Origin of the sequence: Bradyrhizobium sp. UFLA01-814, assembly GCF_046718885.1 — a bacterium.
Lineage (GTDB): Bacteria > Pseudomonadota > Alphaproteobacteria > Rhizobiales > Xanthobacteraceae > Bradyrhizobium > Bradyrhizobium elkanii.
In genome coordinates this window covers 41,293-62,992 of sequence record NZ_JAQOSR010000002.1, presented here as the reverse complement: position 1 = coordinate 62,992, position 21,700 = coordinate 41,293, and the positions used below count along the sequence as shown (strand labels likewise).

The 21,700-nt window shown below is 65.2% G+C and carries 21 protein-coding genes; 5 read left to right on the top strand and 16 right to left on the bottom strand.

Translation table 11 applies throughout. The features are described from left to right. The first annotated feature begins 232 nt into the window (after positions 1-232). Positions 233-1,942, top strand: coding sequence for an SGNH family hydrolase (locus PMN64_RS00975; protein WP_411779285.1), 1,710 nt, complete (start codon positions 233-235; stop codon positions 1,940-1,942). A gap of 172 nt (positions 1,943-2,114) precedes the next feature. Here PMN64_RS00975 and PMN64_RS00970 read toward each other — a convergent pair whose 3' ends face one another. Both PMN64_RS00970 and PMN64_RS00965 read right to left on the bottom strand, forming a co-directional pair. Further along, on the bottom strand, positions 2,115-2,492 hold the full coding sequence (locus tag PMN64_RS00970) for a CsbD family protein (protein WP_028334740.1): 378 nt from the start codon (positions 2,490-2,492) through the stop codon (positions 2,115-2,117). Positions 2,493-2,661: 169 nt separating this feature from the next. Then, the gene (locus PMN64_RS00965) at positions 2,662-3,396 is read right to left on the bottom strand and encodes an SDR family NAD(P)-dependent oxidoreductase (protein ID WP_411779284.1); all 735 of its coding nucleotides are present in this window, start codon (positions 3,394-3,396) and stop codon (positions 2,662-2,664) included. Positions 3,397-3,577: 181 nt separating this feature from the next. On the opposite strand from PMN64_RS00965, the gene PMN64_RS00960 reads away from it, so the two are divergent. Both PMN64_RS00960 and PMN64_RS00955 read left to right on the top strand, forming a co-directional pair. After that, complete coding sequence (locus PMN64_RS00960; RefSeq protein WP_253604649.1) at positions 3,578-4,357, top strand: SDR family NAD(P)-dependent oxidoreductase; 780 nt, start codon at positions 3,578-3,580, stop codon at positions 4,355-4,357. Positions 4,358-4,458: 101 nt separating this feature from the next. Further along, positions 4,459-5,346: a TauD/TfdA dioxygenase family protein gene (locus tag PMN64_RS00955; RefSeq protein WP_411779283.1), complete on the top strand. Its 888-nt coding sequence runs from the start codon at positions 4,459-4,461 to the stop codon at positions 5,344-5,346. A gap of 199 nt (positions 5,347-5,545) precedes the next feature. Here PMN64_RS00955 and PMN64_RS00950 read toward each other — a convergent pair whose 3' ends face one another. Beyond that, positions 5,546-6,205, bottom strand: a complete 660-nt coding sequence (locus PMN64_RS00950) for a YqgE/AlgH family protein (RefSeq protein WP_411779282.1) — start codon at positions 6,203-6,205, stop codon at positions 5,546-5,548. Positions 6,206-6,341: 136 nt separating this feature from the next. On the opposite strand from PMN64_RS00950, the gene PMN64_RS00945 reads away from it, so the two are divergent. Further along, a complete protein-coding gene (locus PMN64_RS00945; protein WP_411779281.1) occupies positions 6,342-7,181 on the top strand; it encodes a protein-disulfide reductase DsbD domain-containing protein in 840 nt (279 codons plus the stop codon). Positions 7,182-7,393: 212 nt separating this feature from the next. Further along, positions 7,394-8,800 carry an oligosaccharide flippase family protein gene (locus PMN64_RS00940; RefSeq protein WP_411779345.1) on the top strand — a complete coding sequence of 469 codons (1,407 nt, stop codon included), beginning with the start codon at positions 7,394-7,396 and terminating at the stop codon, positions 8,798-8,800. Between the two features lie 21 nt (positions 8,801-8,821). Here PMN64_RS00940 and PMN64_RS00935 read toward each other — a convergent pair whose 3' ends face one another. The 13 genes from PMN64_RS00935 to PMN64_RS00875 form a co-directional block, all read right to left on the bottom strand. Beyond that, complete coding sequence (locus tag PMN64_RS00935) at positions 8,822-10,003, bottom strand: CynX/NimT family MFS transporter (protein WP_411779280.1); 1,182 nt, start codon at positions 10,001-10,003, stop codon at positions 8,822-8,824. Between the two features lie 24 nt (positions 10,004-10,027). Then, positions 10,028-11,419: an FAD-binding oxidoreductase gene (locus tag PMN64_RS00930; protein ID WP_411779279.1), complete on the bottom strand. Its 1,392-nt coding sequence runs from the start codon at positions 11,417-11,419 to the stop codon at positions 10,028-10,030. After that, on the bottom strand, positions 11,397-11,576 hold the full coding sequence (locus PMN64_RS00925) for a hypothetical protein (protein WP_411779278.1): 180 nt from the start codon (positions 11,574-11,576) through the stop codon (positions 11,397-11,399). Before PMN64_RS00925 ends, PMN64_RS00930 begins: the two co-directional genes overlap by 23 nt. A gap of 84 nt (positions 11,577-11,660) precedes the next feature. Further along, entirely contained in the window at positions 11,661-12,449 is a 789-nt protein-coding gene (locus PMN64_RS00920) for a 3-hydroxybutyrate dehydrogenase (RefSeq protein ID WP_304498496.1), read from the bottom strand. A gap of 12 nt (positions 12,450-12,461) precedes the next feature. Continuing rightward, entirely contained in the window at positions 12,462-13,631 is a 1,170-nt protein-coding gene (locus PMN64_RS00915) for a DUF3734 domain-containing protein (protein WP_411779276.1), read from the bottom strand. A gap of 189 nt (positions 13,632-13,820) precedes the next feature. Then, entirely contained in the window at positions 13,821-14,318 is a 498-nt protein-coding gene (locus PMN64_RS00910) for a CAP domain-containing protein (RefSeq protein WP_028342239.1), read from the bottom strand. 432 nt (positions 14,319-14,750) lie between these two features. Continuing rightward, complete coding sequence (locus PMN64_RS00905) at positions 14,751-15,800, bottom strand: sulfate/molybdate ABC transporter ATP-binding protein (RefSeq protein WP_411779275.1); 1,050 nt, start codon at positions 15,798-15,800, stop codon at positions 14,751-14,753. Continuing rightward, positions 15,790-16,752, bottom strand: coding sequence for a sulfate ABC transporter permease subunit CysW (cysW, locus tag PMN64_RS00900; RefSeq protein WP_411779274.1), 963 nt, complete (start codon positions 16,750-16,752; stop codon positions 15,790-15,792). The genes PMN64_RS00905 and cysW overlap by 11 nt, the downstream gene beginning before the upstream one ends. A gap of 11 nt (positions 16,753-16,763) precedes the next feature. Continuing rightward, positions 16,764-17,570, bottom strand: coding sequence for a sulfate ABC transporter permease subunit CysT (cysT, locus tag PMN64_RS00895; RefSeq protein WP_028342242.1), 807 nt, complete (start codon positions 17,568-17,570; stop codon positions 16,764-16,766). A gap of 50 nt (positions 17,571-17,620) precedes the next feature. Continuing rightward, entirely contained in the window at positions 17,621-18,610 is a 990-nt protein-coding gene (locus PMN64_RS00890; protein ID WP_411779273.1) for a sulfate ABC transporter substrate-binding protein, read from the bottom strand. Between the two features lie 204 nt (positions 18,611-18,814). Beyond that, positions 18,815-19,543, bottom strand: coding sequence for a phosphoadenylyl-sulfate reductase (locus PMN64_RS00885; protein ID WP_411779271.1), 729 nt, complete (start codon positions 19,541-19,543; stop codon positions 18,815-18,817). Next, positions 19,540-20,055 carry a DUF934 domain-containing protein gene (locus PMN64_RS00880; RefSeq protein WP_016845212.1) on the bottom strand — a complete coding sequence of 172 codons (516 nt, stop codon included), beginning with the start codon at positions 20,053-20,055 and terminating at the stop codon, positions 19,540-19,542. The genes PMN64_RS00885 and PMN64_RS00880 overlap by 4 nt, the downstream gene beginning before the upstream one ends. Continuing rightward, positions 20,042-21,697: a nitrite/sulfite reductase gene (locus PMN64_RS00875; RefSeq protein ID WP_411779270.1), complete on the bottom strand. Its 1,656-nt coding sequence runs from the start codon at positions 21,695-21,697 to the stop codon at positions 20,042-20,044. The genes PMN64_RS00880 and PMN64_RS00875 overlap by 14 nt, the downstream gene beginning before the upstream one ends. Positions 21,698-21,700 lie beyond the last annotated feature (3 nt).

Genomic DNA, 21,700 nt, shown 5'->3' with positions numbered 1-21,700 from the left:
GCTCCACCCGGGCTGCGGCTCTGCCTCCCCCTCCCGCCGCAAGCGAGATCGGGGCACGGTTCCGTCGGGGCGACATCCGCCCCTCCACCCCAAAGTAACCGTGAAATCCGATATTTGCCCCCTGCCTTGACGACGGCCGGAGGCACCCGATTTATGGTGGAAAAGCTGCCCGCTTGCGGCCCGATTCCGCTAGTATGCTCACGTACTTCCAGATCATTTGCGACCGAACGCGATGCGAGAGCCAAAGTCCTTCCTGCGCATATTCACCGAAGCCGGTCCGCTGGCCGCGCTGACGGTGGCGCTTGCGCTGTTGATCGGCATCGCCCAGCCTGCCTCGGCGCAATTCTTCGGCTTCCCCGGCTTCGGCGGCGGACCGCCGCAACCACAGCGCCGCGCTCCGCCGCAGCATGGCGGTGGCGGCTGGTTCGGCGGCGATTTCTTCGCGCCGTTCCAGCAGCAGCAGCAGCCGCAATCATCACAGCCGCAGCGGCCGCGCGAGGATTTCTCGCGTGCTCCGGCACCGGCCAAGCGCGAGGCCGCCGCCGAGCGCAACGTGCTGGTCATCGGCGACGCCATGGCCGACTGGCTCGGCTATGGCCTGGAGGATGCCTATTCCGACCAGCCCGACATGGGCGTGATCCGCAAGCACAAGACGGTCTCCGGCCTGATCCGCTATCAGCCCAAGGGCGACCCGGCGGATTGGGCCGCGGCCGCGAAGGGCATTCTCGCCACAGAGAACCCCGACGCCATCGTCGTGATGCTCGGCCTCAACGATCGCACCGCGATCCGCGAATCCGTCGTGGAGAAGAAGGTCGACAAGAAGGACGAGAAAAAGGACGCGCGCGGCAAGCCCGAGGCCAAGCCCGGCGACAAGCCCGATGCCGCCGCCAAGACGGACGGCAAGCCGGTCGAGGCCGAGCCGCCGGCCGACGACGCCGACAACGATCAGCAGGGCGCGCCGGAAAAGACCGCGCGCTCGCCCAATGGCCTCTATGAATTCCGCGACGACCGCTGGGTCGAGCTCTACGGCAAGAAGATCGAGGAGTTGATCAACGTGCTGAAGAGCAAGGGCGTGCCGGTGCTGTGGGTCGGCCTGCCCGCGATCCGCGGCCAGAAGGGCACGTCGGACATGCTGTTCCTGGACACGCTCTATCGCGACGGCGCCGGCAAGGCCGGCATCACCTATGTCGACGTCTGGGACGGCTTTGTCGACGAGGCCGGCCGCTTCATGCAGAAGGGCCCGGACTTTGAAGGCCAGCCCCGCAAGCTGCGTACCGATGACGGCGTGTTCTTCACCAAGGCCGGCGCGCGCAAGCTCGCGCATTATGTCGAGCGCGAGGTGACGCGCCTGCTCGCGGTGCGCTCCGGGCCGATCGCGCTGCCGAGCGAACCGGCGACGCCGGATACCAGCGCCGAGCCCGGCAAGCCCTCGCCGCGGCCGCTGGCAGGCCCGGTGCTGCCGCTGGTCGCCTCCACGGTCGGCACCGATCAATTGCTCGGCGGACCGGGCTCGCGGCCCGCCGCTGTCGATGCGCTCGCCGCGCGCACGCTGGTGAAGGGCGAGGCGCTGGCGCCGCCCGCCGGCCGCGCCGATGATTTCGTCTGGCCGCGCCGCGAGATGGGCCGCGAGCAGGCCAAGGGCGATGTGCCGGTTGCGGCGGCGACGCCAGCCGCGCCGGCGGGCGGGCCGGCAAATCCGCCGCCCTCGACCACGGCGATCGCGCCCGACGGCTCGATCATCACCGCGCCGAAGCCGCCAAGGCGTGTGTTCCGTCCGGCCCAGACCCAAGCCCAGCCGCAACAGCAGCCGCAGACACAGCCCTGGCTGCGCGATCTGTTCGGGTTCGGTGCGCCGCAGCAGCGCCCGCTGGTCGCTCCGCCGCCGCGCCCGCCGCGCGGTGTCGGACAGCGGGCCGGAGTGCCGGGGAATCCGTGGCAGTAAGCCACGCGTCTTCCGATAGAATTGACGCTACATCCACGTCATTGCGAGCCAACGGGTCGCGCGAACGCGCGCCCGATGACAGGCTCAGCGAAGCAATCCATCGATCCGCACGCGCGGACGGCTGGATTGCTTCGTCGCTTCGCTCCTCGCAATGACGGTGGGCGAGATGGTATCAACCGTAATAGCGCCAGCGCGACGGCGGCGGGCGGCGTGGCTGGCGCGTCATCAGGAGCGCGAGCGCAAAGCCGATGCCGCCGGCGATCAGCAGCGATCCCAGCGGGTTCTCCTGCACCGCATGCGCCATCGCCTTTTGTCCGCTGCGAACCGTCTCGCCGCGATGCTCATAGGCGTCCTTGGCGTAGTTGACCGCGGTGTCGGCGGCGTCGCGCGCGGCGTCCTTGGCCTGGCCGTAGAGATCCTGCACCGAGCCTGCGGCTTCGCGCACGCGGCCCGAGGCCTGGGTCTGCGCATCGCCGGTCGCATCGCCGACCGCGCCTTCGGCCTTGCCCGCGAACTCCTTCGCCGTTCCGAAAATCCGATCCTTGTCCATCGTCACGCTCCCTGATCTGTCCGGGAGCTAACCGGGAAACGGCGCGCAGGTTCCTGTGCGCCAAAGCGCAATAGTCGCGCTTTGGCCTCCCTATTCGAGCATGATCTCCGCGCAAACGCCCCGCGTTTGTCGCGAGGGAAAACCGCGTCACGCTGTTCCGGATCATGCTCTAGAGGATCAGCCCACCGTCGACGACGATGGTCTGGCCGACGATGTAGGAGGCGAGCGGCGAGGCCAGGAACAACGCGGCGCCGGCCATGTCGGCGGGTGTGCCGAGACGCTTCAGCGGAATGCGCTCGAGCGCGCCTTCGAGACGCTTCGGATTTGCGGTCGTCGCCTTGGTCATCTTGGTGTCGACGAGGCCGGGCGCGATGCCGTTGACGCGGATGCCGTTCTCCGCCCAGGTCTCGCCGAGCGTGCGCGTCAGCCCGACGGCGCCGGTCTTCGAGGCGTTGTAGGCCGGATTGCCCATGGTGGAATGATAGGCCGCGGTCGAGCTCACGATGATCAGCGAGCCCTTGGCTGCGCTAAGCATCGTGTGGAATTTGGTCGCGCAGGCCATCAGGCTCATCAGGTTGACCTCGAGCACCTTGCGAAAACCCTCCATCTCGAATTCCCCGCGGCGGTAAATCACCGCGCCCTGCGCCAGCACCAGCACGTCGAGCCGGTCGAACGACGGCTTGAAGGCCTCGATCGCCTGCGGGTTGCTGACATCGAGCTGCGCGTAGGCGAGGCCCTCGAGATGCGAGCCTTCCTCGGTGGAATAATCGCTCGCCTGCGCGCGCGTACCGCAGATCGCGACGCGCGCGCCCCTGGCGCGGAACGCCTGCGCGATGCCGTTGCCGATGCCGCTGGAGCCGCCGACCACCAATATTTGCTTGCCGCCGAAATTGAGCTCGTTCATCGCGCGTTCCTCTCTCGTGCTGTTGTCTTGATTGAGCATGATCCTTTTCGGAAAGCCAACCGGGAAACTTGCGTTAACGCGCTGCGCGCATGCCGATATCGGGTCGCTGGTTTGACGTATCTTGCGATCGGTGCCAGCGTTGCCGTCTCTCACAACGCAAAAAATCAACGGGGGGTCCGTCATGTCCGAATACAAGCAGCTCAGCCGTTCGGTGAAGGGCCTCACCGTTCTCGTCACCGGCGCCGCCAGCGGCATGGGCCGCGCCACCGCGCGGGTGTTCGCCGATGAAGGCGCCAATGTCGCGGTCACCGACCTGACCGAAGAAGGCACGCAGGCGGTGGCGAAGGAGATTTCGGCAAGCGGCGGCTCGGCGAAGGCCTGGACGCTCGACGTCGGCGATCGCGACGCCATCACCAAAGTCGTCAACGACGTCGCCGCGCATTTCGGCGGGCTCGACATCATCGTCAACAATGCCGGCATCTCGGTGCGCGTGCCGATCGACGATCCCGCTTACGAGGACGCCTGGGCCAAGGGCATCGCGGTGATGCTGACGGCACATCCGCGCATCATCCGCGCGGCACTGCCATACCTGCGCAAGTCGCGCTCGCCGCGCATCGTCAACATCGCCTCGACCGAGGCGCTCGGCGCGACCGCGCTGCACAGCCCCTACTCCGCGGCGAAAGGCGGCGTCACCAGCCTGACGCGCTCGCTCGCGGTGGAACTGGGACGCGAAGGCATCACCGTGAACTGCATCTGCCCGGGCCCGATCCGCACCGCGATCACCGACCGCATTTCCGAGGAGCACAAGACGCTCTACGCCAAGCGCCGCACCGCGCTCGCCCGTTACGGCGATCCGGAAGAGGTCGCGCACATGACGCTGAGCCTGTGCCTGCCCGCGGCGTCGTTCCTGACCGGCGCCGTGATTCCGGTCGACGGCGGGTTGATGGCGCGGAATGCCTGATCCGCGCGCGGCCGCGAAGCGTTGACAGCGCGCGCGTGGTGAGTAGCCTTCCCGTCAAACGAAGCGGGAAAACCGCCCGCGACAGACGGGGAGATACGCCAATGACGGTCCTGATCCGGCAGCTTCACAAGCACTTCGTCGGCGAGGTCTCCGGCGTCGATCTGCGCAAGCCGCTGACGAAGCAGGAAGCGATCGACATCGAGGCCGGCATGGACAAATACGCCGTGCTCGTGTTCCACGGCCAGGACATCACCGACGAGCAGCAGATGGCATTCGCGCTGAACTTCGGCGAGCGCGAAGATGCGCGCGGCGGCACCGTGGCGAAGAAGGAGGACTATCGTCTCTCCGCAGGGCTCAACGACGTCTCCAATCTCGGCAAGGACGGCAAACCGCTGCCGAAGGATCACCGCACCCACCTGTTCAACCTCGGCAACTGCCTGTGGCACTCCGACAGCTCGTTCCGGCCGATCCCGGCGAAATTCTCGCTGTTGTCGGCGCGCGTGGTGAACCCGAAGGGCGGCAACACCGAATTCGCCGACATGCGCGCCGCCTATGACGCGCTCGACGACGAGACCAAGGCCGAGCTCGAGGACATGATCTGCGAACACTCGCTGATGTATTCGCGCGGCTCGCTCGGCTTCCTCGACTACACCGACGAGGAGAAGCAGATGTTCAAGCCGGTGCTGCAGCGCCTGGTGCGGACGCATCCGGTGCACGGCCGCAAGTCGCTGTATCTGTCCTCGCACGCCGGCGCCATCAGGGGCATGAGCATGCCGGAGGCGCGGCTGCTGCTGCGCGACCTCACCGAGCACGCGACGCAGCCCGAGTTCGTCTATGTGCACAAATGGACGGTGCATGACCTCGTGATGTGGGACAACCGCCAGACCGTGCACCGCGTCCGCCACTACGACCAGTCGCAGCCCCGTGACATGCGCCGCGCCACGGTCGCGGGCACCCAGCCGACGGTCGCGCAGGAAGCGGCGGAGTAGCTAGCGCCGCCATCGTAGCCCCACTCACCGCTGTCGTAGCCAACCCCACAGCCGTCGTCCCGGGCAAGCGAAGCGCGACCCGGGACCCATAACCACAGGGCGCCATTATTGTGCGGCGCTGTGGCCCCAGCTCGCTCCATCCGCGCGTCCTGTGGTTATGGGTCCCTGCTTTCGCAGGGACGACACTGTGGGCGGGGCGCTACGCGTGGCCCGCGTCGTTCGACAGCATGCCGGCCTCGATGCCGATCTTGCGCAAGGCGCGCGCGTATTTCTCGTCGACGTCGGTACCGAAGATCAGCTCCGGATCGGCGTCGCAATGCAGCCAGCCATTGTGCTGGATCTCGTTCTCGAGCTGGCCCGGCGCCCAGCCGGCATAGCCGAGCGCGAGGATCGCGTGCTTGGGGCCGGCGCCCTTGGCGATCGCTTTCAGGATATCGACGGTCGCGGTGAGCGAGATGCCGTCGTCGATGTTCAGTGTCGCATCCTGAATGTAGAAGTCGCTGGAATGCAGCACGAAGCCGCGGCCGGTGTCGACCGGCCCGCCCTTCATCACCTTCATCATCTCGGCATTCTCGGGCAGCGTGATCCGGTCCGACTTCTCGATGATGTCGAGCTGCACGAGGAGCCCGGGGAAATCGATGCTGCCGGCGGGACGGTTGACGATGATGCCCATCGCGCCCTCGGAGGAATGCGCGCACATGTAGATTACGGAGCGTTCGAAGCGGGGGTCGTTCATGACAGGCATCGCGATCAGCATCTGGCCGTCGAGATAGCCGCCTTCGGCGGCATGGGCACCGACGGCCGGGCTCCTGCCGGCGGCGGTCTTTCGAGTCTTGCCTGTTTTGCCTTCAGGGCGCATCCGCAAAGGCCTTTCCTGCTGATTTGACATCCTGATATCGGGTGGCGGTTCTGTCAATCAACCATCGACCGCCGTGCGGCGATGCATCACAAGCAATTCAATGGTTTGCACCGAAAGTTGCAGGTAAAGACGTCTCATGATCGTCATAGTTCCCTTGCGTGCCGCATTTGGCGTTGCCGCCCTGTTTTCCGTCGCATGTATGGCAACGGAGGTTCGCGCCGACGACGCCTCGCCGTGGCAACAGGACACGCATTCGGCGGTGCGGCTGCTCGCCGGATCGCGCAGCGGCGCGGTGCTGCTTGGCGGCATTGCGTTCCAGTTGCAGGACGGCTGGAAGACCTATTGGCGGACGCCCGGCGATTCCGGCGTGCCGCCGCGGTTCGATTTCTCCAGGTCGGATAACGTCGAGGCGGTCACCGTGATGTGGCCGGCGCCGCGGCAATTCGACGACGGCGCCGGCGGCACCTCGCTCGGCTACAAGCACCAGGTGGTGCTGCCGCTGCGCATCGTGGCGAAGAATCCCGACAAGCCGCTGGTGCTGCGCGCCGACATCAACTACGCCGTGTGCGAGAAGCTGTGCGTGCCGGTGGAGGCGAAGGCCGAGCTGGCGTTCGCGAGCGTCGCATCGACCGAGGACGCCGCGCTGTCGGAAGCGCTCAACGCGGTGCCGAAGCCCGCCAATATCGGCGACCCCATCCCGTTTTCGATCCGCGACGTCAAGCGCGACGGTAAGAATAGCGTGCTGGTCGATGTCAGCGCGCCCGAGAGTAAGGACCTCAGCCTGTTCGTCGAGGGGCCGACGCCCGACTGGGCGCTGCCGGTGCCCAAGCTCGTCGAACACGCGCCGCCGGGCGTGAAGCGCTTCTCTTTCGAGCTTGACGGCCTGCCGCCCGGCGCCAAGGCCGACGGCGCCGCGCTGAAGCTGACGCTGGTCGGCGGCGACAAAAGCTACGAATTCAATATCAATTTGAATTGAGCCGTAGGGTCATTCCGGGGCAATGCAGCGCATCGAACCCGGAATCTCGAGCTCCCCCGGTGCGCAATTGCGCACCTGAGGTTCAGTGCTTCGCACTGCCCCGGGACGACGCCGTAGGGGTGCAGTCACCCAACCCAATCTTAACGTTTCGTTGATAGATCGGGGCCATTGCCGCCTCGCGGCGCTTTAGGAATTTTTCCGCCTTGGCTGTGATGGAGACACAATCCGCAACCTCTGCGCCATTGGGCCGGGCCGCACGCCTGCGAGGGCTCGCCGCGCGCGCGCTCGGCGGCACCAAGGAAGCGTCGGTCACCAAGCGCCTCGCCGGCATGATCTTCGCCATCCGCGTCATCAGCGCCGCCATCGCCTATCTCGCGCAGATCCTGCTGGCGCGCTGGATGAGCGGCTCGGATTACGGCATCTATGTCTATGTCTGGACCTGGGTGCTGCTGCTCGGCAGCACCATGGATTTCGGCATCGCGCCCTCCGCGCAGAAGATCATTCCGGAATACCGCGCGCGCGGCGACCTTGCGGCGCTGCGCGGCTTCCTCTCCGGCGGCCGCTGGGTGGTGCTTGCGACGTCCAGCATGGTCGCGCTGCTGCTCGCCGGCGTGATCCACCTCGCCTCGCCCTGGATCGATCCCAACGCGGTGGTGCCGCTCTACATCGGCTGCCTGACCTTGCCGCCCTTCGTCGTCGCCAACACCCAGGACGGCATCTCGCGCGCGCATGACTGGATGCAACTCGGCCTGATGCCGCAGTTCATCGTGCGGCAGGGGCTGATCATCGCGCTGACCGCCGGCGCGCTGGCGCTCGGCCTCAATCTCGGCGCCACCGCGGCGATGATCGCGAGCGCCGCCGCGGTGTACATCGCGGCGATCGGCCAGATGGTCGTGCTCAACCGCCGCCTCACCGCCCATCTCGGGGTGGGCGAGAGGAGCTACGACGTCAAAGGCTGGTTCGCGATCTCGCTGCCGATCATGCTGGTCGAGAGCTTCTATCTGCTGCTCGGCTACACCGACGTGCTGATGCTGCAGCAATTCCGCTCGTCCGAGGAGGTCGGCATCTATTTCGCCGTGGTGAAGACGCTGGCGCTGGTGTCGTTCGTGCACTACGCGATGGCCGCGACCACGGCGCACCGCTTCGCCGAATACAATGCGCTCGGCGACAAGGACCGGCTGTCGGCCTATGTCGCGCACGCCATCAGCTGGACGTTCTGGCCCTCGCTGCTCGCGACCGTCGCCCTGCTGGCGTTCGGCAAGCCGCTGCTGTGGCTGTTCGGCCCGAAATTCGTCGACGGCTACAGCATCATGTTCGTCGCCGCGATCGGGCTCGTGGTCCGCTCGGCGATCGGCCCGGTGGAGCGGCTGTTGAACATGCTCGGCCACCAGAGCATCTGCGCCATCGCCTATGCGGTGTCGTTCCTGATGAATGTCGGGCTCTGCATCGCCCTCGTCCCCCGCTACGGCGGCATGGGCGCCGCCGCGTCGACCTCGCTGTCGCTGACCTTCGAGACGATCCTCTTGTTCTATGTGGTGCGCTCGCGCCTCGGGCTGCACGTGCTGGCATTCGGCAAGCGGCGGTGGCATGACCGCCGCCGGACTGGAAAACCTGCCTGACCGCGTTCAGCCTTGCGCCTGTCAGGCGCGCCTGATGTCCGCCTGCCTCCAAGAGTGGCCGGCAACCATGCGGCGGAAGAACCACAGCACGGCCGGGCAAGCCAGGAGCACGGCGGCGCCGAAGTCGAGCGCCGCGCTGGCGGAGCCGACCGCGGTGGAGAGCTTTCCTCCGATCGCAGGTCCCGCCAGCATGCCGGCGTAGAAGACGGTGTAGAATATTCCCATTCCGATCGGCCGCGTCTTCTGCTCGAGCACACGCGCAGGCAGGCTCATGATCGGACCGGCAGGCAGGCCGCAGAGGATTCCAAGAGCGATGACGACGGGAAGCACCGTGCCGCTGCGCGACAGGAGCAGTGTCAGGAGCGCGAAGGCGATGCAGCCCGTGACCAGGATCACCTCGCCGCGCCTGGTCCGATCGGCGAGGAAGCCGCCCAAGGGCACCGAAAAGGCGGCGAGCCAGAGCACGATACTGATGGTCGATCCGGCTGCGGCGCCGGACCAGCCTTGCTCGACAAGCATCGACGGACCGAAACTGAAGATCATCGCAAAACCGATGTTGTAGAGGCACCAGATCAGGCCGGCGGCAATCACGGCGCAGATCGTGTCGGCGGTCAGGCTGCTGTGCTCGCCTTCAACCGCGACGGCCGCATCCGGCGCGCGATAAACCAGAGCGATGAGGCCGAGACCGACCAGGATCACCCCGGCGACGGCAAGATTGACGGCATGGAGTCCGAGCGTGGCTCCGATTGCCGGCAACAGCATGAGAGCGACTGCGATGCCGGCCGGCCATGAGTTGATGAAAATGGCCATCGCGGTGGCGATTTCCCGGCCGGTAAACCAGTCCGCGACCATCTTGGTCATCAGAACGTTCAGGAGGACGCCGCCGATGCCGGCAGTCAGTCGGCCCGCGATCTGCACGCTCCACGACGTTGACGTGGTCATCAGCAGTTCGCCCGCCAGCATCATCAGGAGACCGGCAAGGACCACCACCTTGTCGCCATAGCGACGGCCGATCGCGCCGCCAGGCAAGGCAAGCAAGGCGCCCGGCGCAAAGTAGAGCCCGATCAGAACGCCGATATCGGCGAGGCTCGCGCCCAGACCCTGGCTGAGCTGCGGCGCGATGGCCGCGACGCTCTGAAACTGAAAGGCGATGGTGGCACGAGCGACGAACAGAGCAGCAAGAATGGTCCAGCGGCTTCGCATTTGGATTTTCTCCGATGCCCAGAACTATGTCGTCGGCTTGATGTTCTGGTTCAGGCGGAAGAAATTCGTCGGATCGTACTTGTTCTTGAGCGCGACGAGACGTGCGTAATTTTCGCCATAGGCGTCGCGCACCCGGTCTTCGCCCTCATCCCCCAGGTTGTTGGCATAGACGCCGCCGGTCGAATAGGGCCTGACGGCGCTCCACAGTTCGCGCGCCCAACGCATGTTCGCCTCGTCACCGGCCGGATCGTCCCAGATCGCGACCGGGAAGCAGTCGAACGCCGCATCGCGGTTTGCGTAGGGCGAGTTCGATACCGGAACCCGTGCAATCGCGCCGCCGACATGCTGGAGGACCAGCAAGGACGAGGTGTTGGGGGCTCTCGCATAGGCGTCGAGCAGCGCGTCGATCGCGCCCGCACCGATCTCGCGCAGGAACTGCGCCTTCCAGTAATAGCGGCGTCCCCGCGGAAACAGGGCATCGCCACCCGACTGAATCTCGAGATAGGGCACGGTTGCGAGGCGCGTCTCGACGGGCGAGCCGAACTTGACGATCGGCGAAAGCGCGCGCTCACCGTCATGATGCGAGCCGACGTAACAACCGGAGATGTTGAAGAACCGGTCGCCCGACGGCAGCGTCACAAGGGCCGCATCGACGTTGACCTCGTCGGCAGCGTTTCGGGCGAATTCATCGTAGAACTGCATGGCCTCGCGCGCCTGATCGTAAGGATAAAGCGTTGACGCGACGGGCAACGACGTGCCGATCGGATGCAACTGGTATTCGAACGCAGTCACGATGCCGAAATTGCCGCCGCCGCCTTTCAAGCCCCAGTGCAGGTCGGGGTGTTCGGTCGCGCTGGCCCTTATGACCCCTCCCTCGGCCGTCACCACTTCGGCGGCAATCAGGTTGTCGCAGGTCAACCCGTATTTTCGCCCGAGCTTGCCGAAGCCGCCGCCAAGCGTCAGCCCGGCGATGCCGGTGTCGCTGTTGACCCCCATGGTGGTCGCGAGGCCGTGCGCCTGCGTGGCCCGATCGAATTCGCCGAGATCGAGGCCGGCCTCCGCGCGCGCGGTGCGCCGGACCGGATCAACATCGATGCGTTTCATCCGCGACAGGTCGATGACCATGCCGCCGTCACAGACCGAGAGGCCAGCGACATTGTGGCCTCCGCTGCGAACGGCCACCGGGAACGTGCGGGACCGCGCGAACGTCACAGCCTCGACCACGTCCCGGGTATCCGCGCAGTAGGCGATCATGGCCGGCCGCCTGTCGACGGCACCGTTCCAGACCCTGCGCGCCTCGTCGTAACCGGCGCTCCCGGCGAGGACCACCTGGCCCTTGAGCCGTAGCTGGGAGGTGGGCCGAAGCTCGGAATCCGATTTGCCCATCACCTCGTCATATGGCTGCCGCTGCTCCATCCGATTTGCTCCTCGCCACGAATGCCCATGCCATCATCTCACGGCGTGCCAAATCGTCCTGAATCCGATCGGAAAAAGTTGCGAAAATTTGCCGAAAGGGATGGCTCCAGGCGATGGCGACGACGCCGACATGCGCACCGCCTGCGATGTCGTCCACCCTGGCTCGCGGCCTCAAAACAAAAGCCGGCCCTGATCCAATCAGGGCCGGCTTGTTCTTAGGCCGCCAAATCCCGTCGGAAAATTACTCCGCGGTCCAGCCGCCGTCGATCGAGTAGTTGGAGCCGGTGATCTGCGCGGCATCGTCGCTGCACAGGAACAGCGCGAGCGCTGCGACCTGATCGGAGGTCACGAACTCCTTAGTCGGCTGCGCGGCGAGCAGCACGTCCTTGATGACCTGCTCCTTGGTCATGTTGCGCGCCTTCATGGTCTCCGGAATCTGGTGCTCGACCAGCGGGGTCCAGACATAGCCCGGGCTGATGCAGTTGCAGGTGATCTTGTGCTGCGCGAGCTCCAGCGCCACCGTCTTGGTGAGGCCGGCAATGCCGTGCTTGGCCGAGACATAGGCCGACTTGAAGGGCGAAGCGACCAGCGAGTGGGCCGAGGCGGTGTTGATGATGCGGCCCCAGCCGCGCTTCTTCATGCCGGGCACCGCGGCGCGGATGCCGTAGAACGCCGACGACAGATTGATCGCGATGATCGCTTCCCACTTCTCCGGCGGGAATTCCTCGATCGGCGACACGAACTGGATGCCGGCATTGTTGACGAGGATATCGACCGAACCGAAGGTCTTCTCGCCGAGCGCAATCATGTCGGCGATCTCGGCCGGCTTGGTCATGTCGGCCGGCGAATGCACGGCCTTGACCTTGAAGTCGGTCTCGATGCCGGAACGCTCCTTCTCGATATCGGCCGGAACGCCCATGCCGTTGAGAACGATATTGGCGCCGGCACCCGCGAAGGCGCGCGCGATCGCCAATCCGATGCCGCTGGTCGAGCCGGTCACAACGGCGGTCTTGCCTGTCAACGTACCCATTATCGGTCGCTCCTATTTGCTTGCGGGGGGTGTGGGTTCATCCCCCGTGAGATCGTAAGTCACCATGGTCTCCCCGGACTGCGTCCGTTCTAGCCATTCTTTGTGACGCATCGACAAATGCACGTCGCGGACGCCCGCGCCCCAGTGCTCGACCATCGCAACATGGGAGAAGTCGTAGTCCTTCGAGGAGCTCTCGTAGTTCTTGCTCTTGTAGATCAGGTGAACCACCGTGACGGTGTTCTCCTTGGACGCCTTGCGCAGCAGCTCCACCGACGGATCGTTCTTCAGGTAATCGGGCAGCTTGCCGATCAGGTCACGCACCGCCATGCGGGCGTTGTGGATCTGCCTGTTCTTGTCGGTGTTCATCCGCGTCCGGCTGGAATAGCGGATGTCCTTTTCGCGCTCGGCGGCCTCCAGCAGCGTCTCCGGCAACGGCCCGCGCGCGCTGAACAGATCGACCTGGAAGATCAGGAGATCGCGGCTGGTCTCCTCGTCGAGCACGAAGTCGAGCGGGGTGTTGGAGGCGATGCCGCCGTCCCAGTAATGCTCGCCCTCGATGACGACGGACGGAAAGCCCGGCGGCAGCGCGCCCGAGGCCATGATGTGCTCGGGACCTATCTTCTTGCCGAGCTTCCTGAACTCGTAATTGTCGAAATAGCGGAAATTGCCCGAGGTGACGCTGACCGCGCCGACCGACAGGCGCGTCTTCAGATCGTTGATGCGGTCGAAATCAACCAGGCGCTCCAGCGTCTTCTTCAGGGGCGCGGTGTCGTAATAGCTCAGCGATTGCGAGCTGCCGGGCGGCCACAGCGGCGCCGGCGGAATCCGCGGCGTGAAGAAGCCGGGCACGCCGAAGGTCGCGATGATGGCGGCGCTGGTCTCGTTGAACAGCGAGCGGGCGCGTTCATGCTTCGAGACCGGATTCCACGGCACCGGCGCCGACACCATCTCCCAGAATTCCTTCAACCGCGGCACGCGCTCGGCCGGCTCGTTGCCGGCGATGATCGCGGCGTTGATGGCGCCGATCGAGATGCCGGCGATCCATTCCGGCTCGAAGCCTGCGTGACAGAGCGCCTGAAAGGCGCCGGCCTGATAGGAGCCGAGCGCGCCGCCGCCCTGAAGAACCAGGACGCGTTGCGCTTGCGCGGGCGTCGAGGCCGGCGCGGAATCCGAAGTATCCATTCGTAACCGTTGGGGCTGCAAACAACGAGAACGGCGCACCGTGGCCGCTGTTCGCCGCGGCGTCAATCAACGAGATGCAGGGCTCTTTGTTTGAGCATGATCTCCGCGCAAACGCTTCGCGTTTGTCGCAGGGAAAACCGCCTCACACTTTTCCGGATCATGCTCCAGATCACGCGGAATTTATCGAGATCAGGTTGCCGCCAAAATGAGCGTCCAGAACACCTTGTACTTGGTGTTGGGTGCATAGACCGCCGCGATGCCCATTTTTGTGACACCGCCCTTCAGCATATTGGCCTTGTGCGGCGGTGAATCGCGCCAGCCCGAAAAGGCTTCGGCAAGCGTGTGATAGCCGGCCGAGATGTTCTCGACCGCCACCGTCGCAGGATAGCCCCCGGCCTGCAGCCGCTTGCCGAGCGGGGCCTTCACGTCGTGGTCCATCTTGTTGCGGGCGGCCATCGCCTGCGATTGCTGCTCGGCGAGCTTGGTCAGGTCCGGATCCACCACCACAGTCCCAAGACCATTGTTCTGGCGGTACTGCGAGAACATGATTGCGGCGGCCTGGCTATCCAGCACCGCGCCGGGCTGTGCCATGTTGAGATACATGGTCGGTTCTTCCGGGAGTTTGGTGTCGGCGGCGCAGCCGGCAAGCACCAGAAGCCCGAACAGGGCGACCGTCGTCCGTTTCACTTTTGAGAACCCCCAAGGTTGGCCCGCCGTTGTTGCATACCAACCGTGGCTGAATGGTGAACAGGGGCTAACTTTTGGCCACACAAAACGCCGTCATTCCGGGGCGATGCGGTAGCATCGAACCCGGAATCTCGAGATTCCGGGTTCGGTCCTGCGGACCGTCCCGGAATGACAGGTGAGATTGTTGGCCTGGTAGCCCGGATGAAGCGAAGCGTAATCCGGGACAGCCCATCCGCGGAACGAAGCCCCGGATTTCGCTGCTGTGCATCCGAGCTACGGGTCTTCCCCTTCCCCCTGAAAGGGGGAAGGTCGGGATGGGGGTCAGCCACGGGTGACGGTGTATGCGGAGAGAGCAGATCCCCACCCGCTTTGCTCTGGCGAGCAAAGCGACCTCCCCTTTTCAAGGGGAGGTCGGATCGAGCGGTTGGATGCCTACTCCTGGGCGGCAAAGATCCGGTAGCGGCGGGGCTGCAGGGAGACGATTTCGCCGGCCTGGAGCTCGCGGTCGCGGGGGGCGTCGATCTCGATCACGGTCTTGCCCTCGCTCCCCGACAGGGTCACCTCGGCGCGCTGGATCGGACCGAACGAACGGACATGCCGGATGGCGCCTTCCAGGGCGCCGGTTCCAGCCGGGCCGACCGCCATGTCGTGGCGGCGGACGAACAGTTTTGCCGCGCCCGACGCCGCGCCCAAAGCCGGAATGTTCAGGGGACGGCCGTCCAGCCGCACCGCATCGCCGGCGACGTCGACCGGCAGCACGATGGATTCGCCGATGAAGCCGTGCACGAAGGCGGTCGCCGGATTGTCATAGACCTCGCCGGGCGAGCCGATCTGCTCGATCTTGCCCTTGTCCATCACCACGACGCGGTTGGCGACTTCGAGCGCTTCTTCCTGGTCATGGGTGACGAAGATCGAGGTGACGTGGATCTCGTTGTGCAGCGAGCGCAGCCATTGCCTGAGCTCCTTGCGCACCTTGGCATCGAGCGCGCCGAACGGCTCGTCGAGCAGGAGGATCCGCGGCTCGATCGCGAGCGCGCGCGCCAGCGCGATGCGCTGGCGCTGGCCGCCGGACAATTGGCTGGGATAGCGGTTGGCCAGCCAATCGAGCTGCACCAGGTCGAGCAACTCCTTGACGCGAGCACGGATCGTCGCCTCGTCCTTGCGGATCGCGCGCGGCTGCACGCGCAGGCCGAAGGCGACGTTCTCGAACACCGTCATGTGGCGGAACAGTGCGTAGTGCTGGAACACAAAGCCGACCTGGCGCTCGCTGGCGCCGCGCGAGAGCGCATTCTCGCCGTCGATCGCGACCTCGCCCGAGTCAGGCCAGTCCAGGCCTGCGATGATGCGCAGCAGCGTCGTCTTGCCGGAACCCGATGGACCGAGCAGGGCCAGCAACTCGCCGTCGGCGACCTTGAGATCGACATTGTCGAGCGCGGCGAAGCTGCCGAACGTCTTTACGATATTCTTGACTTCAATCGCCATCGGGCACCTCTGCCTCGTCGAGCCGCCGCTCGAGAACGGTTTTCGCCACCAGGGTGATCAGTGCCAGCATCGCGAGCAGCGACGCGATCGCGAACGAGGCGACGAACTGGTATTCGTTGTAGAGAATTTCGACCAAGAGCGGCATCGTGTTGGTCTCGCCGCGGATGTGGCCGGAGACGACCGACACCGCGCCGAACTCGCCCATCGCGCGCGCGTTGCAGAGCAGGACGCCGTACAGCAGGCCCCATTTGATATTGGGCAGCGTGACGCGGAAGAAGGTCTGCAGGCCGGAGGCGCCGAGCGAGATCGCCGCCTCCTCTTCCTGGGTGCCCTGCTCCTGCATCAGCGGGATCAGCGCGCGCGCCACGAAGGGGAAAGTGACGAAGATCGTCGCCAGCGCGATGCCGGGCACCGCGAACAGGATGTGGACGTTATGCGCCTGCAGCCACGGCCCGAAATAGCCCTGCGCGCCGAACAGCAGCACGAAGACCAGGCCCGAAATCACCGGCGAGACCGAGAACGGCAGGTCGATCAGCGTGATCAGGAAAGTCTTGCCGGTGAACTCGAACTTCGAGATCGCCCAGGCCGCGATCACGCCGAACACGAGGTTGAGCGTGACCGAGATCGCGGCGATCAAGAGCGTCAGCTTGATGGCGGCGAGCGCCTCGGGCTCCGCCAGCGCCGCGAGATAGGCGCCGATCCCCTTCGAGAAGGCCGACGCAAACACCACGACCAGCGGCAGCACGACGAAGATGCTGAGGAAGGCGATCGCGAGCGCGATGATGATCAAGCGGACCGGGCCGGGCTCGGTGCGCAAATTGCGCTGCGCCGTCCCCGGCTCCGCGCGCGCGATCTCGAGCCGCGGCGCCGGCGCCGCCACGCTGACATCGGTCGCGGGTGCGTAGGTCCGCAGTTGCGTGGTCGAGGTCACCAATCCCGTCTGCATCGACATCTCTCAAGACCTCAATGCACGGGGATGCGGGCTTGCGCCCAGCGCTGCAGCCGGTTGATCAGGAAGATGATCAGGAACGAGGCCACCAGCATCACGACCGCGATCGCGGTGGCATCGGCATAGCGGAATTCCGACAGCCGGATCACGATCAGCAGCGGCGCGATCTCGGAGACATTGGGCAGATTGCCCGCGATGAAGATCACCGACCCGTATTCACCGATGGCGCGGGCAAAGGCCAGCGCAAAGCCGGTGAGCAGCGCCGGGATCAAACTCGGTAGGATGACGCGAAACACGGTGTGCCAGCGATTGGCGCCCAGGCTCGCCGCCGCCTCCTCGATCTCGGGATCGAGATCGATCAGCACCGGCTGTACCGTACGCACCACGAACGGAATGCCGATGAAGATCATCGCGATGAAGATGCCGATCGGCGTGAACGCGACCTTGATGCCGAGCTCGGCGAGCGGCGCGCCGAGCCAGCCCTTCTGGGCGAACAGCTGCGTCAGCGCGACGCCGGCGACCGCCGTCGGCAAGGCAAAGGGAATATCGACGATGGCGTCGAACAGCCGCCGGCCCGGAAAGCGGTAGCGCACCAGCGCCCAGACGATGATGGTGCCCATCACCAGGTTGACGCAGGCGGCCGCAAACGAAAGCCCAAACGAAATCTTCAGGGCATTCAGGGTGCGGCGGCTGGTGATGATGCCCCAGAACTGGTCGAGGCTGAGCTCGAACGTCTTGAGGAACAGCGCGGCCAGCGGAATCAGGATGATAACGGAGAGCCATGTCAGGGTCAGTCCCATGGTGAGACCGAACCCCGGCAGGGTACTGCGCCGTGCAACCGCTGTGCTCACATATCCCCCTGATAATCCGATCAGTTCTTGTAAATCTGATCGAAGATGCCGCCCTCGGCGAAGTGCTCCTTCTGCGCCTTGGTCCAACCACCAAAAACGTCGTCGATGGTGAAAAGTTCAACCTTGGCGAAGGATTTTTCGTACTCCTTGGCGATCTCGGGATCGCGCGGCCGGTAGGAGTTGCGCGCGGCGATCTCCTGACCTTCCTTGGTGTACCAGTACTTCAGATAGGCTTCGGCGACCGCCCGGGTGCCCTTCTTGTCGGTCACCTTGTCGACCACGGCGACCGGCGGCTCGGCGAGGATCGACTGCGGCGGGGCCACGATCTCGAACTTGTCCGCGCCGAATTCGCGCAGCGCCAGAAAGGCTTCGTTCTCCCATGCCAGCAGCACGTCGCCGACGCCGCGCTCGACGAAGGTGACGGTCGAGCCGCGCGCGCCGGTGTCGAGCACCGGGACGTTCTGATAGAGATCGGCGACGAATTTCTTCGCCTTGTCGGCCGAGCCGAACTTCTTCTGCGCATAGCCCCAGGCGGCAAGATAATTCCAGCGCGCGCCGCCCGAGGTCTTCGGGTTCGGCGTGATGACGCTGACGCCGGGCTTGATCAAATCGTCCCAATCCTTGATGCCCTTGGGATTGCCCTTGCGCACCAGGAACACGATGGTCGAGGTGTAGGGCGAGGCATTGAGCGGCAGCCGCTTCTGCCAGTCGGCGGCGATCAGGCCCTTGCCCGCGATCGCATCGATGTCATAGGCAAGCGCCAGCGTGACGACATCGGCCTGCAATCCGTCGATCACCGAGCGCGCCTGCGAACCCGAGCCGCCATGCGACTGCTTGATCTCGACGCTCTTGCCGGTTTCCTTCTGATAGGCCGCGGCGAACGCTTTGTTGAAATCGACATAGAGCTCGCGCGTCGGATCGTAGGACACGTTCAGCAGCGAGTAGTCGGCCGCAACGGCCGAGCTCGCCCACAACAGTCCCGCGACCAGCGGCAGGATACGACGGATCATTTCTGTCTCCATTCAACCTGAGAAATGTCAGGGAACACGCAAGACATAACTCACGGCGAAGTGGTCTTAAGTCAACGAAACCGGTTTTCTTTGTTTTCGGCGGCGCAGCGCGCTTGTGCTACGAAGTCGCCGCACTGCGAAGGCTTTGTCGCGTCGCCAAATCGCGATGAACCGTCATCGCGATCGAGCGCCCTGCTCCATGCCCTATGACATCTTCATTGTATGGATGCCGCATTCAGTCTTGGCCCGGCCGCGCCAGCGGCCGTCGCGCGCATCCTCGCCGGCAGCGGACCGGCTGCTGCAAGGCATACACCCGACCGACTGATATCCCGATGCGACAAGTGGATGCGGCGGCAGCTTGCCGAGCGTGTAGATCGCCTCGATCTCCTCGCGGGAGACATTGGCGAACGGATTGAATTTCAGCCTGACGCCGTCATCCTCGACAACCGGGATGTCGGCGCGGACACCGCCCTGGAAACGCTTGCGGCCGTTGATCCAGCCGGCGAACGGCTTCAGCGCGCGCGCCAGCGGCTCGACCTTGCGGATGCGGCAACAGGCGTCGGGATCGGTGAACCACAATTCGCGGTCCGGATCCTGGCGCGACAGCGCTTCCTCATCGGGCTTGATCGAACGCACATCGGTGAGGCCGAGTGCGGCTATCAAAGTGTCACGATAAGCCAGCGTCTCCTCGAACAGCCAGCCGGTATCGAGAAACACCACCGGGATCGCCGGATCGACGTCCGCCATCACCTTGAGCAGCGCGGCGGATTCAGTACCGAACGACGACACGAGCGCCACCTTCTCGCGGCCGAGCGTCTTGACCGCGGCCGCGATCACCTCGGCGGGTGAGGCCGTGCGCAGCGCGCGATCGAGCGCATCGGCCGCGGGCAATGCGGCCGGCGCCACTGCGAGCTCTGGTGCAAGCGTGCTCACTGGCCGGCGCTCTCCGAGTGACGCAGCTGCATGCGGCGGTTGAGTGCGGTGACGCGGCCGTCGCCGGTCGGCTGGTAGAACACCGAATAGCGCTTCATGGTCGCGGCAAACGCGTCGGCATCGGCATCCTTCTTCACCTCGAAGGCGTCGAAGCCGGCGCGCGTCATGAACACGAACTGATCGCGCAGGATCTGGCCGGTGGCGCGCAGCTCGCCGTCATAGCCGTAACGCTCGCGCAGCAGGCGGGCCTGGCTGTAGGCGCGGCCGTCGCGGAAGGTCGGAAACACCAGCGCGACCGAGGCCAGCCGATCAAGATGCGGCACGAGATCGTCGAGGTTGCGGTTGTTCGGCCAGATCACCCCTAGCTTGCCGGGACGGCGCAGCAGCGCCTCCGGATCGGCGAGAAAGCGCTCGGCGCTCACCAGCACCGCGCCGTCGCCCGGCAGCTCGGCGCCGTCGGCGACATGCACGAACAGATCGGTGGTGATTCTTCCCTGCTTAACGAGTGGCATAGACCCGCTCCCTGATAGGCTCGACGCCCAGACGCTTCACCGTATCGACGAACAATTCCTCGGGACGGTCGCGCAGCGCGAGATAGGCTTCGACAATGTCTTCGATCACGTCGGCGACTTCCGCATAGGGAACGGCCGGGCCGATCAAGGTGCCCAACTGCGCGTTCTCGTCGGCGCGGCCCCCGATCGTGATCTGGTAGAATTCCTCGCCGTTCTTCTCGACACCGAGAATGCCGATGTGGCCGACATGGTGATGGCCGCAGGCATTGATGCAGCCGGAGATGTTGATGTGCAGCCGGCCGATCAGGTCGGCGGTGTCGTGGTTGGCGAAACGGCGCGTCAGCTCCTGCGCGATCGGGATCGAGCGCGCATTGGCCAGCGAGCAGTAATCCAGCCCCGGGCAGGCGATGATGTCGGTGACGAGGTTGACGTTCGGCGTCGCGAGGCCGAGGCGATCGAGCGCCTTGAACAGCTGCGGCAGGTCGCGCTTGGCGACGTGCGGCAGCGCCAGGTTCTGCTCGTGGCCGACGCGGATCTCGCCGAACGAATATTTGTCGGCAAGATCGGCGACCGCGTCCATCTGTTCGGCGGTGGCATCGCCCGGAGGGCCACCGACCGGCTTCAGCGACAGCGTCACGATCGAATAGCCCTGCACCTTGTGCGGCGCGACCGAGTTCTTGCGCCAGCGCTCGAACAGCGGATCATGCGCGGCCTGCTTCAGCTCGTCCGGCATGTGCGGCAGCTTCTCGTAAGGCGGATAGGAGAAGCGCGAGCGGACCTCCTCGATGGCGGCGTGATCGAGCGTCAGCCCGACATCGCCCATCGCCTTCCACTCCTCCTCGACTTCCTTGGCGAACTTCTCGATGCCGAGCTCGTGCACCAGGATCTTGATGCGCGCCTTGTAGATGTTGTCGCGGCGGCCGTACTGGTTGTAGACGCGCAGGATCGCCTCGACATAGCTCAGGATGTCGCGGCCGTGCACGAACGGCTTGATGGTCTTGGCGATGAACGGCGTGCGGCCGAGGCCGCCGCCGACCAGCACCTCGAAACCGGTCTCGCCGTCGGCGTTCTTGTGCAGCCGCAACCCGATGTCGTGGATCTTGATCGCGGCGCGGTCGTGCTCGGCGGCGGTGATCGCGATCTTGAACTTGCGCGGCAGGAACGAGAATTCCGGATGCAGCGTGGTGTGCTGGCGCAGGATCTCCGACCAGATCCGCGGATCTTCGATCTCGCCCGGCGCGACGCCGGCCCACTGGTCCGAGGTGACGTTGCGCATGTTGTTGCCGGAGGTCTGCATCGCATGGATGCCGACTTCCGCAAGATCGGCCAGCGCGTCGGGCAGCTCGGCGAGCTTGATCCAGTTGAACTGGATGTTCTGCCGCGTGGTGAAGTGGCCGTAGCCTCGATCGTAGCGGCGCGCCACATGGGCGAGCCGGCGCAGCTGCTTCGACGACAGCGTGCCATAGGGGATCGCGACGCGGAACATGTAGGCGTGCAGCTGCAAGTACACGCCGTTCTGCAAGCGCAGGATCTTGAATTCGTCCTCGGTGAGCTCGCCGGAAAGGCGGCGCTTCACCTGGTCGCGGAATTCCGAAACACGCTCGTTGATCAGCGTGCGGTCGAGTTCGTCATATGCATACATGAT